Here is a 10,686-nt window from a genome sequence, read left to right as displayed (position 1 = left end):
TACCGTCTTTAATAGTATTATTGCATTAAAAATTTATAACTTCCAATATTCTTAAGCGCAATACCGGTACCGCGTACCACTGCTCTCAAAGGATCTTCGGCAATGTGAACCGGCAATTTTGTTTTTGCAGCAACCCGTTTATCCAATCCTCTAAGTAAAGCTCCACCTCCGGTTAAATAGATCCCGGTTTGATAGATGTCTGCCGACAACTCTGGAGGAGTAATTTCCAATGCCTTTAAAATCGCTTCTTCAATTTTAGATATTGATTTATCCAGGCAATGTGCAATTTCGGTATAAGATACAGTGATCTGTTTCGGAATCCCTGTCATTAAATCTCTACCCTGTACAGCAAAGTCTGCAGGTGGATCAGTTAATTCAGGTAGGGCAGCACCAACTTCTATTTTGATCTTTTCAGCAGTACGTTCTCCAATCATGATGTTATGCTGACGGCGAATGTATTGCACGATATCGCTATCGAAGTTATCACCTGCAGTACGGATAGACTGGTCGCAAACAATTCCTGATAAAGCGATCACTGCAATCTCAGTTGTTCCCCCACCTATATCGATGATCATGTTTCCCATGGGTTCTTCTACATCAATCCCGATGCCAACTGCAGCAGCCATAGGCTCATGAATCAGATACACTTCTTTTGCTCCTGCTATTTCAGCAGAATCACGAACAGCTCTCTTTTCAACTTCAGTAATACCGGATGGAATGCAGATCACCATTCTTAAGGATGGGAAAAACCAGCCCTTGCCATTATTGATCATTTTGATCATTCCTCTGATCATGTGCTCCGCCGCATTAAAGTCGGCAATTACACCATCTTTCAGCGGACGAACAGTACGTATATTATCGTGGGTTTTACCCTCCATTTGCATAGCCTGACGGCCTATTGCAATAATTTTATTTGTAGTACGGTCAAAAGCCACAATTGATGGTTCGTCAACAACCACCTTATCATTATGTATGATCAGCGTATTTGCCGTACCCAAATCAATAGCGATTTCTTGTGTAAACCAATTAAATAAACCCATTAAGGACGTTTTAAATTGTTAAAAGTATGCAAATGTAGTAAAATGTTTAGTACTATATTAATGTTTGAAATGTCTAACCCCTGTGATTACCATTGCAACACCTTTATCATTGGCCATGTCGACCGAAAGTTTGTCTTTTATTGATCCTCCAGGTTGTAAAATAGCCTTAATTCCTGCGTTTGCAGCAATCTCCACACAGTCTGGGAAAGGGAAAAAAGCGTCGGAAGCTAAAACGGCCCCTTCAACATTAAATCCGAATGATTTTGCTTTTTCTAAAGCCTGCACAAGAGCGTCCACTCTGGAAGTCTGACCTACGCCACTGGCTATTAACTGCTTATTTTTAGCAATTACAATTGTATTTGACTTCGTATGTTTGACTAGCTTGTTGGCAAAGTGTAGGTCTGTTAGCTGGTCAGTAGTAGGAAGCACATCGGTAACCGGAGTCATTTGTTCCGGACCTTCCATGGTACCATCTTTTTCCTGTTCAATCACGCCATTCAGCAGTGTCTTGAATATTTTAGTAGGAAGGGCTGTTTCTTTTCTCAGCAACAGGATTCTGTTTTTCTTCAGTGTAAGAATTTTGATAGCCTCTTTGCTAAAGGCAGGCGCAATCAGTACTTCGAAGAAAAGTGAGTTGATATCCAGGGCAGTTTGTGCATCTACTTCACCATTGCAAATGATCACTGCTCCAAAAGCAGAAATAGGATCGCAGGCAAGAGCAATTTTCCATGCTTCATATAAACTAGGATTAGAAGCAACTCCGCATGCATTGGTATGTTTAAGAACCGCGAATGTAGGTTCATCAAATTCGTCTATCAAAGCAACTGCGGCATCAACATCTACCAGGTTATTATAAGATAATTCCTTTCCGTTCAGCTTTTCGAACATCGCTTCCAGATCACCATAGAAATAACCTTTCTGATGTGGGTTTTCTCCGTAACGAAGTGTGGACGATTTCTGTTCGCTCTGTTTGAAAACAGGTAAAGGATTTTCGCGGTTGAAATAATTAAATATAGCGGTGTCGTAATGAGATGAAGTATTGAATGCTTTTTTAGCAAACTCTTTACGATGCGACAATAAAGTCACACCATCGTTTTCATCCAGAATCGTGTTTAATTCTTCATAGTTATCTTTCGAGGAAAGAATCACGACATCATTGAAATTCTTTGCAGCTGCACGGATCAATGATATACCACCTATATCAATTTTTTCAATTACCTCATCTTCGCCAAAACCTGCCCGTACCGTTTCTTCAAAAGGATAAAGATCTACAATGACAAGGTCTATTTCAGGAATATCATATTCTGCGGATTGTATTTTATCTTCTTCCAGATTTCTTCTGGATAAAATGCCACCGAATACTTTCGGGTGTAATGTTTTTACGCGTCCACCTAATATAGAAGGGTACCCTGTAAGGTCTTCTACGCGGATGACGTCGAATCCCAGCTCGCGAATAAAGAGCTCTGTTCCACCTGTAGAATAAAAGGTAACACCTAAAGAATGAAGTTTTTTAATCAACGGTTCTAGTCCGTCTTTGTAATATACTGATATTAAAGCGTTTTTTATTTTAACAGGATGGCTCATTTATGGGAAAATTAAGCGGCAAAGATAGGCTTTTTGTGACGTAATTTCCTATAGGATTTAATAGTAAAACTGAGGAATAGAATATTTTTAGTTTTAAATCTAATTATTTTTTAAAAGAAATCTTGCCTTTGAGAATCGTATCCGGATCTAATTTATCTATAATGAGCTTTTTGCTGGTCAGAAGGGTTTGTTTGTCAGTTGAACTGGTCAGTTTCATAACCTTGGCATCCATTCCTAACAACAGGAGATTGCCTACATAACTCATTTGTTTGATCTTTTCTTCCCGGCCCGGATAGTCAGATGGCTGTGTATTCACCGCTCCTACAGGGTATTCTGAAGGGTTTTCAGATTGAAAGGTACCGATAATTGCGCAGGGACTATATGTTGAACTGTTTATTAAGATGTTTTCATTGGTTTGATTTATAGAGGAATAGAGCATCAGCGACATGCTAATCATTGCCAAGCAATCCTCTGGAACTGTTTCTGTAAAGGAAATGACCCGTCCTTCTACACTTTGATATCCTTCCAGATCGATATCCTGTACGCCCAGGTTTTCATAATACTCTTCCCTGAAGTTGAAAGCTATAAGCATGAGTCGGATGCGGTATTTCATATAGGCTCCGCTTGCGTTCTTTGGCCTTTTGATGTCTGTCCTTGTATTTAAGGAACCAAGGGTAACACTCAAAACACCATCTGTGCTTTTATTAACTTCATGGCTCATTTGCAGCACTTCATGCAGTTTGCTATTTGCATTGAAGTCTAATCCCTGTAAAAAAGAAAGGTCGCCATCATGCAGATCCCTTTTTCCTTTCTCTCCGCTTACATTGTTCAATATTGACCGATACACCAGTTGGGTGCTTCTGTAAGCTGCCGTTCCATCTTTAAAAAAATAAGCCGGTTCAAATGCTGTCCGGATAACCGCTGCAGCAGAACTTGAAAGTCCAAACTCAGTAGCGCTCCTGATTGTTTTTTCCGTTTGCCTAAATGCCTTTGGTTTACCCTGGATGATGTTCTTTCCCCGATACCCTCGGTATATTACTGAACCTGCGGTTCCGTGAACCATTCCTTTTTGATCTATAGTTGCCATGTCATATAATTTATTCAGGCAAAGTACTCCATTAGGAAATCTAATAACAAAAGAAACATGAAATCTTCCAATATCTTCTCTTATACGACAGAAATACGCAATAAAGAGCAGATCGCAGTAATCTTTGCTCGATCTAATTGTACCCGTAGCACTTTGATCTCTTGAAACATTCAATATTGCTAGAATACGAGATAGGTTATAAATATCCAACTACTGAGTATCAGATAAACGGACATTGTACTAAAAGCAAAAATAAAGCAATATTTATCTGTGTTGAGTCCGACTTTAATTAGCCATAATCGGAGTGATACCAGAGGCTTATGTGATTCTTTACAGAAGGAAATACACTTGGTGTTGTATAGGATATCCTATTCCACGGTTTTCCGAAAATAATCCAACTGTGTATTCCGCACTGCTTATTTTATTTAATAAGTTGATGATATCGAAATCTGCATAACGTCCCCTTAATTTTACTATTTTTTTTATATTGCTGGCGTCAATTCATATTCCTGAATTCAATAGGGGTTTTTCCTGTCTTTTGTTTGAACAGTTTATTAAAGTATTGAGGATAATCAAAACCTAATGCATACGCGATCTGACTAACAGATTTATTTGTACTTATAAGCTTGCTTTTAGCTTCCTCAATTAAATAAAAATGGATATGGTCCTGAGTGTTTTTACCGGTTTCTTTTTTGAGTAAATCGCTTAAATATCCAGGTGATAAATGCACCTGATCTGATAGATGTTTTACAGTAGGCAAGCCCTTTTCTTGTTTATTATCGGGATTGTAATACTCGGTAAGAATTTTCTCAAGCTGAACGAGTACTGAATTATTAGAACTCTTCCTGGTTATGAATTGCCGTCCGTAAAAACGGCTGCAATAATTAAGCAGCAATTCAATCGTCGAGACGATAATATTTTGGCTATGGACATCTATATTTTCTTCAAGTTCAGTGTTAATTTTAGATATACAGTCATATAAAACCTGTTTTTCCTTTTCAGACAAGTGAAGTGCTTCTGAAGTTTCATAAGAAAAAAAGCTGTATTTCTTTATTTTGTCATTTAACGAAGTTGCCCGGATTAGTTCAGGATGAAAGAATAATCCCCAACCCTTTATGTTTTCTGACGCTTGCTCATCCTTATCAATTTCAATGACCTGGTTGGGCGCCATACAGATCAAACTGCCATTTTGAAAGTCAATGATCTTGCGCCCGTACTTAAACTTATTACTGGGGTAGTTTTTGAACATAATGGAGTAATAATCAGCAGAAAGTTTTATCTCATCGTTTATCTGCAGATTCACTTTGCTAAAGTCGACCACACCAACTAAAGGATGATGAATATCGTTGGGCAGTCCGAATAATAAAAATATCTCTGAGATCGTTTGTAAATGAATAAATGTACTCATCCTGTCATTGGGGTTTTCGTAAATATCATAATTATTGGAACCATTACAATGCAATGGTTCCAATAATCCGGTTAAAGGGACTAAATTCCAAATTGGTCTTTTATCCCTGCCTCAAAAGATTCATCATCATTCTGCTTGTGATTTGCGATCATTGATTCCGCATCATCGCCTGCTGTATATCTCAATTGCGTAGTGCCATCTGTGGCTGCCTGGTAAACGACATTAGCAATAACACTTGCTGGTGAAGCATTTTGAAATAAGGACTGCATACCTGACATGATCTTTCCAATCAAGGGTTGGTATTCTATAAGGGTTTCATTGTTGCTAAAATCAAGGGAACGCCCCGTAAAGTCAGTAGTTATAGCACCCGGTTCAATAATCTTAATTTTCACTCCAAATTCTGCAACTTCATATTTCAAGGATTCAGAAATCCCTTCCACGGCAAATTTAGTTCCATGATACAAAGCACCTAACGGAAATGCCATTTTGCCTCCAATAGAAGAAATGTTAATGATTGTACCGCTTCTATTTCCACGAAAGTGTGGTAGCAATGCTTTGGTAACATCTAAAAGCCCAATCACATTTGTATTAAACTGACGGATGATTTTCTCTCTTGGAAAAGATTCTAAAGGACCATAGGCACCATAACCCGCATTATTGAGTAGGACATCAATTCTTCCAAATTTTTCGATACCCTTATTTACAGCGTTTTTAATTGAATCTAAATCCAAAACGTCCAGCCTGGTTACCAGAATGTTTTCTAATAAATTTAATTCAGTTTCACTTTCAGGTTTACGCATGGTGGCAATTACGTTCCAACCTTCCCGCTGAAATAATTTTGCTGTTTCTTTTCCTAACCCACTGCTTGCTCCTGTTATTAAAATTGTCTTTCTCATTTTCTTGATTTTAAATTGCAGTGTAAAGGTCGTATCAATAAATTGATGGCAGATAAGACGAATTCAGGAGATTTGTATTGTTTTTACTGATCTTTATGTTAATGCAAGTGAATTAACGGTGATGATTATTGAATGCTGAATATGCCGCTTGTGTTAGGCTCTCGTTGAGATCAGGGAAGATGTGTTATAAGGAATTTGCGTAATTTGTTATATTTGCTTTAATGTACAAGATAACGTACATTTGAATGTACTTTTAATATAGCTATGAAGGCAGTAACTATTTCCTCCTTACGAACAAACATGAAAGCCTACTTTGATGAAGTAAGTGAGAGTGAAGATATTTTGATTGTTCCACGTAACAACAATGAGGACGATGCCGTTGTGGTAATTTCCATCAAGGAATATAATGCCCTTGTAGAAACTTCGCACCTGATGTCAACAAAAGCAAATCGTAAACGACTTGAACATTCTATTGAAAATCTAAAAAAAGGCGATACAAAGTTATTTTCTCTCAATGAGGATAGCAATGTGAAAGCATAGACTATGAATATAGTATTTACGCCTGAAGCCTGGGAAGATTTTGAATATTGGATGGACAATGATGAAGATGCAGAAAAAAAAATTAGAGACTTATTGAGAGAAATAAAAAGGACGCCATTTCATGGATTGGGAAAGCCTGAAGCTTTAAAGCATAATCTAAAAGGCTTTTGGTCCAGACGAATAATCGGTGAGCATCGCCTGGTTTATCAGGTGTCAGGAACCAAGGGTAAAGACCAACAATGCGCTATTATTCAATGCCGGTTTCATTATGATGATAAATAAAGTAGGGGTAATTTTGGAGCAGAAAACAGTAAAACAGTCCTACTAATCTACTTACATGCTATTCAGCTGTATTTTGGTGATCAGAATTGAATGCCTGTTTATTTGAGCATAAAATTACCATTATTCCGTTTTATTAGACATTAAACTTTATAAAGACTTCATTTTTTTAACCAGGGTTTCCACTACTTTGGGGTAATGAAGGTGTTCAAGTTGCTGACCTTTAAATTTAATCATCTCGATGTCGTCATTTTTATCGATCCGATAACGGGATTGATGAATGATCTCACCGTCATCGAAATTTTCATTCACAAAATGAATGGTGATGCCTGACTCTGTTTCCTTATTATCGAGAACGGCTTGATGAACCCGATCGCCATACATGCCTTTGCCTCCGTATTTAGGGAGCAGGGCAGGGTGGATATTGATAATTTGGTTGGGAAACGCTTTTAATAAATTTTCAGGAATGAGCCAGAGGAAACCTGCCAGAACAATCAGGTCAATTTCCATCGATTTGAGGAGCTTAAGGATCGTATCCGTTTTGGTGAATTCATACTTGTCAAACACATGAGAGGGGATCTCAAAATTGTCGGCACGTTGAATGACATAGGCACTGGGATTATTGCAGAGAACAAGGGCTACTTCAGCTTCAGGATGTTTATTGAAATGTTCCATTATCTTTTGAGCATTAGACCCTGAACCTGAAGCAAAAATTGCAATCCGTTTTTTGAGTGGCATATTTGAATGATTAAGATCAAAGATATATTTTAAGTTGGGAAGAAGCGAATTAACGTCGGTTTTCCTTTTGATGGGGATGAAAATAATTTTCAAAATCAGTGCAAGTGGTCGGTATAAATGTAGTATTGGGTAAGCGGCTACTCCTGGTGCAATTTTAATTCGCAGAGGCAGACCTGACAGATTCAATTAAAATTATGAAAATGGCGCAGATATTTCAAAAAAGGGCAGGATTGAAAGTCATTGAGGATAAGGTAATTCTGTGATAAATGTGCTTGTTTGTTTTCGTGTAATCGGGTTTTAAACGTGATCTGATTCTATTAAGGGTGCATATACGTAAATTTCTTTAAAAATAAACCGCTAAGTGTTTGATAATTAATTAAACATTCCTATCTTTGCCGTCCCTTTCGAGGGATTTACATTGCCTTGAACGAAGCCCTACTGCTTCGATGGGCTTAAAAAAGAATTAAATAAAAATGTCAGGTATTATTGGAAAAAAAGTAGGAATGACCAGCATTTTCGATGCCGATGGAAGAAACATTCCATGCACGGTAATTGAAGCTGGCCCTTGCGTTGTTACGCAGCTTCGTACCACTGAAATTGACGGTTACGAAGCAATTCAGTTGGCTTACGATGAGAAGAAAGAAAAGAACACTACTCAGCAGCTGAAAGGTCATTTCGCAAAAGCAAACACAACTCCCAAGCGCAAACTTGTAGAGTTTAAGAAGTTTACAGATGCGAAAAGTCTGGGAGACACAGTAACCGTTGGGATCTTTGCTGAAGGAGACTTCGTTGATGTCGTTGGTACATCTAAAGGTAAAGGTTTTCAGGGTGTAGTGAAACGTCATGGTTTCGCCGGTGTTGGTATGGCCACTCACGGTCAGCACAACAGACTGAGAGCTCCAGGTTCGTTAGGTGCTTCTTCATGGCCTTCCCGTGTATTCAAGGGTATGCGCATGGCTGGTCGTACAGGTGGTTCACGTATTAAGGTTCAAAATCTTCAGGTTTTGAAAATATACGCAGAGCAAAATTTATTGGTAGTAAGCGGTTCAATTCCGGGAGCTAAGGGTTCTTACGTAATCGTTGATAAATAAGATGGAAATTAACGTAGTAGACATATCAGGTAAAGAAACAGGAGCCAAGGTGCAACTGTCTGATGCGATTTTTGGCGTTGAGCCTAATGATCACGCGATTTATCTTGACGTTAAGCAATATCTTGCTAATCAACGTCAGGGAACACATAAATCAAAACAGCGTAATGAGATTGCAGGTTCAACCCGCAAGTTATATAAGCAAAAGGGTACAGGTGGTGCACGTGCTGGTAGTATAAAATCTCCATTATTCAATGGTGGTGGTCGTGTATTTGGTCCTCAACCCCGTGATTACAGTTTTAAACTGAATAAGAAGTTAAAGCAACTTGCTCGCAGGTCAGCTTTGTCTTATAAAGCGAAAGATAACAGTATCGTGATACTGGAAGATTTTGTTTTTGATTCAGTGAAGACTAAGAATTATCTTCAACTGGTAACAGATTTGAAGGTGGCATCTGAGAAAACACTATTGGTTTTAGCAGTTGCGAATAATAATGTGTATTTATCAAGCAGAAACATTAAATCAGCGAAAGTAATTACTGCCGATCAGTTAAACACATATGATGTGTTAAACGCAGGAAAGCTAATTCTGACTACTGGATCTGTTAAAACATTAGAGGAGGCATTTGCCAAGTAGTATGGAAATTTTAAAGAAGCCTATATTAACGGAGAAAGCAGCTGCATTAACTGAAAAGTTTAACAGATATGCTTTTAAAGTAGATCACAGAGCCAACAAATTGCAGATTAAAGGTGCAATTGAAAAAATGTTTGGTGTTAGCATTAGTGCTGTAAACACCATGGTGGTATCTGGTAAAGCAAAGAATCGTTACACTAAAGCTGGATTTGTATCAGGCCGTATGCCTAAGTACAAAAAAGCGATTGTAACGCTTAAGGATGGAGAAACTATTGACTTTTACAGCAATATTTAAATAGAACATGGCAGTTAAAAGATTTAAACCGGTTACCCCTGGTACTCGTCACCGCGTAGGAGGCGATTACTCTGATGTTACTACAAACGTTCCTGAAAAATCGTTAATAGTTTCCATCAAGAATTCAGGTGGTAGAAATAATACCGGTAAAATGACTATGCGTTATCTCGGTGGGGGACATAAACAGTCGTACCGATTGATTGATTTTAAACGCGATAAAAAAGATATCCCCGCAAAAGTTGCCACAATTGAGTACGATCCAAATCGTACAGCTCGTATAGCATTACTTCATTATGTAGATGGAGAGAAACGCTATATTATAGCACCAACAGGACTTAAGGTTGGACAAACCGTGGTATCTGGTGAAGCATCTGCTCCGGAAGTTGGAAATGCAATTCCTTTGAAGAGCATTCCATTGGGTTCAATTATTCACAACATTGAAATGAACCCGGGACAGGGAGCGATCATTGCACGTAGTGCAGGAACATATGCTCAGCTATCTGCCCGTGACGGAAAGTACGCTATCATTAAATTGCCTTCAGGCGAAACTCGTATGATCTTGTCAACTTGTATGGCAACAATCGGATCGGTTTCTAACGCAGAAAGATCTAACGAAGTGTTAGGTAAGGCTGGTAGAAAACGCTGGTTGGGACGTCGTCCTCGTGTTCGTGGTGTTGCCATGAATCCAGTCGATCACCCTATGGGTGGTGGTGAAGGAAGATCATCAGGTGGACATCCTCGTTCTAGAAATGGATTGTTAGCTAAGGGCTACAAAACTAGAAACAAGAAGAAAATTTCGAGTCGTTACATCATTGAAGGGAGAAAGAAATAATGGCACGTTCAATTAAAAAAGGTCCTTACATCGATCATAATTTAGAAAGCAAAGTGCTTACTATGAACGAGATTAGCAAGAAGTCTGTAATCAAAACCTGGTCTCGCCGGTCAATGATTTCTCCGGATTTCGTAGGACATACATTTGCAGTTCACAACGGTAACAAGTTTATTCCGGTGTATGTAACTGAAAACATGGTTGGTCACAAGTTGGGAGAATTTGCTCCAACAAGAACATTTAGAGGTCACTCTGAAAAGAAGAAATAAGG

The 10,686-nt window shown here is 38.5% G+C and carries 13 protein-coding genes; 7 read left to right on the top strand and 6 right to left on the bottom strand.

The genetic code is table 11. The annotated features are described in order from the left end of the window. Window positions 1-17: 17 nt before the first annotated feature. The 5 genes from ADIARSV_RS16935 to ADIARSV_RS16915 all read right to left on the bottom strand — a co-directional run bounded on the left by ADIARSV_RS16935 (window position 18) and on the right by ADIARSV_RS16915 (window position 6,015). Window positions 18-1,040: a rod shape-determining protein gene (locus ADIARSV_RS16935; protein WP_016196862.1), complete on the bottom strand. Its 1,023-nt coding sequence runs from the start codon at window positions 1,038-1,040 to the stop codon at window positions 18-20. A gap of 57 nt (window positions 1,041-1,097) precedes the next feature. Beyond that, window positions 1,098-2,624, bottom strand: coding sequence for a bifunctional phosphoribosylaminoimidazolecarboxamide formyltransferase/IMP cyclohydrolase (gene purH / locus ADIARSV_RS16930; RefSeq protein ID WP_016196861.1), 1,527 nt, complete (start codon window positions 2,622-2,624; stop codon window positions 1,098-1,100). 103 nt (window positions 2,625-2,727) lie between these two features. Next, window positions 2,728-3,711 (bottom strand): hypothetical protein, encoded by a 984-nt coding sequence (locus ADIARSV_RS16925; RefSeq protein WP_016196860.1) that lies wholly within the window; start codon window positions 3,709-3,711, stop codon window positions 2,728-2,730. 496 nt (window positions 3,712-4,207) lie between these two features. Next, window positions 4,208-5,182, bottom strand: coding sequence for a helix-turn-helix domain-containing protein (locus ADIARSV_RS16920; protein ID WP_016196859.1), 975 nt, complete (start codon window positions 5,180-5,182; stop codon window positions 4,208-4,210). 17 nt (window positions 5,183-5,199) lie between these two features. Next, on the bottom strand, window positions 5,200-6,015 hold the full coding sequence (locus tag ADIARSV_RS16915; protein ID WP_016196858.1) for an SDR family oxidoreductase: 816 nt from the start codon (window positions 6,013-6,015) through the stop codon (window positions 5,200-5,202). A gap of 264 nt (window positions 6,016-6,279) precedes the next feature. Between ADIARSV_RS16915 and ADIARSV_RS16910 the strand changes: the two genes are divergently transcribed. Both ADIARSV_RS16910 and ADIARSV_RS16905 read left to right on the top strand, forming a co-directional pair. Continuing rightward, entirely contained in the window at window positions 6,280-6,555 is a 276-nt protein-coding gene (locus ADIARSV_RS16910; RefSeq protein ID WP_016196857.1) for a type II toxin-antitoxin system Phd/YefM family antitoxin, read from the top strand. A gap of 3 nt (window positions 6,556-6,558) precedes the next feature. Then, window positions 6,559-6,837, top strand: coding sequence for a Txe/YoeB family addiction module toxin (locus tag ADIARSV_RS16905; RefSeq protein ID WP_040300471.1), 279 nt, complete (start codon window positions 6,559-6,561; stop codon window positions 6,835-6,837). A gap of 147 nt (window positions 6,838-6,984) precedes the next feature. Here the strand turns inward: ADIARSV_RS16905 and purN are convergent, their stop codons facing one another. Beyond that, complete coding sequence (gene purN, locus ADIARSV_RS16900) at window positions 6,985-7,572, bottom strand: phosphoribosylglycinamide formyltransferase (RefSeq protein WP_016196855.1); 588 nt, start codon at window positions 7,570-7,572, stop codon at window positions 6,985-6,987. A 473-nt stretch (window positions 7,573-8,045) separates the two neighbouring features. Here purN and rplC point away from each other — a divergent pair, with 473 nt between their 5' ends. From rplC to rpsS, 5 genes are read left to right on the top strand one after another with little or no spacing between them, the layout of a single operon-like run. Then, window positions 8,046-8,663, top strand: coding sequence for a 50S ribosomal protein L3 (rplC, locus tag ADIARSV_RS16895; RefSeq protein WP_016196854.1), 618 nt, complete (start codon window positions 8,046-8,048; stop codon window positions 8,661-8,663). Between the two features lies 1 nt (window position 8,664). Continuing rightward, window positions 8,665-9,294 carry a 50S ribosomal protein L4 gene (gene rplD / locus ADIARSV_RS16890; protein WP_016196853.1) on the top strand — a complete coding sequence of 210 codons (630 nt, stop codon included), beginning with the start codon at window positions 8,665-8,667 and terminating at the stop codon, window positions 9,292-9,294. 1 nt (window position 9,295) lies between these two features. Then, window positions 9,296-9,586, top strand: a complete 291-nt coding sequence (rplW, locus tag ADIARSV_RS16885) for a 50S ribosomal protein L23 (RefSeq protein ID WP_016196852.1) — start codon at window positions 9,296-9,298, stop codon at window positions 9,584-9,586. A 7-nt stretch (window positions 9,587-9,593) separates the two neighbouring features. Continuing rightward, window positions 9,594-10,418 carry a 50S ribosomal protein L2 gene (gene rplB / locus ADIARSV_RS16880; RefSeq protein WP_016196851.1) on the top strand — a complete coding sequence of 275 codons (825 nt, stop codon included), beginning with the start codon at window positions 9,594-9,596 and terminating at the stop codon, window positions 10,416-10,418. Further along, entirely contained in the window at window positions 10,418-10,684 is a 267-nt protein-coding gene (gene rpsS, locus ADIARSV_RS21655) for a 30S ribosomal protein S19 (protein WP_016196850.1), read from the top strand. Before rplB ends, rpsS begins: the two co-directional genes overlap by 1 nt. Window positions 10,685-10,686 lie beyond the last annotated feature (2 nt).

Origin of the sequence: Arcticibacter svalbardensis MN12-7 (assembly GCF_000403135.1) — a bacterium.
Classification (GTDB): domain Bacteria; phylum Bacteroidota; class Bacteroidia; order Sphingobacteriales; family Sphingobacteriaceae; genus Arcticibacter; species Arcticibacter svalbardensis.
Note: the sequence above shows the minus strand (reverse complement) of the source record. Positions and strands in the feature narration are given on the sequence as shown.

Bases quoted from the DNA above. Each gene is read 5' to 3' on its own strand.
- purH (WP_016196861.1), bottom strand. From the start codon at position 2,624: ATGAGCCATCCTGTTAAAATAAAAAACGCTTTAATATCAGTATATTAC.
- ADIARSV_RS16905 (WP_040300471.1), top strand. From the start codon at position 6,559: ATGAATATAGTATTTACGCCTGAAGCCTGGGAAGATTTTGAATATTGG.
- ADIARSV_RS16935 (WP_016196862.1), bottom strand. From the start codon at position 1,040: ATGGGTTTATTTAATTGGTTTACACAAGAAATCGCTATTGATTTGGGT.
- rplW (WP_016196852.1), top strand. From the start codon at position 9,296: ATGGAAATTTTAAAGAAGCCTATATTAACGGAGAAAGCAGCTGCATTA.
- rplB (WP_016196851.1), top strand. From the start codon at position 9,594: ATGGCAGTTAAAAGATTTAAACCGGTTACCCCTGGTACTCGTCACCGC.
- purN (WP_016196855.1), bottom strand. From the start codon at position 7,572: ATGCCACTCAAAAAACGGATTGCAATTTTTGCTTCAGGTTCAGGGTCT.
- rplC (WP_016196854.1), top strand. From the start codon at position 8,046: ATGTCAGGTATTATTGGAAAAAAAGTAGGAATGACCAGCATTTTCGAT.
- rplD (WP_016196853.1), top strand. From the start codon at position 8,665: ATGGAAATTAACGTAGTAGACATATCAGGTAAAGAAACAGGAGCCAAG.
- rpsS (WP_016196850.1), top strand. From the start codon at position 10,418: ATGGCACGTTCAATTAAAAAAGGTCCTTACATCGATCATAATTTAGAA.
- ADIARSV_RS16915 (WP_016196858.1), bottom strand. From the start codon at position 6,015: ATGAGAAAGACAATTTTAATAACAGGAGCAAGCAGTGGGTTAGGAAAA.
- ADIARSV_RS16925 (WP_016196860.1), bottom strand. From the start codon at position 3,711: ATGGCAACTATAGATCAAAAAGGAATGGTTCACGGAACCGCAGGTTCA.
- ADIARSV_RS16910 (WP_016196857.1), top strand. From the start codon at position 6,280: ATGAAGGCAGTAACTATTTCCTCCTTACGAACAAACATGAAAGCCTAC.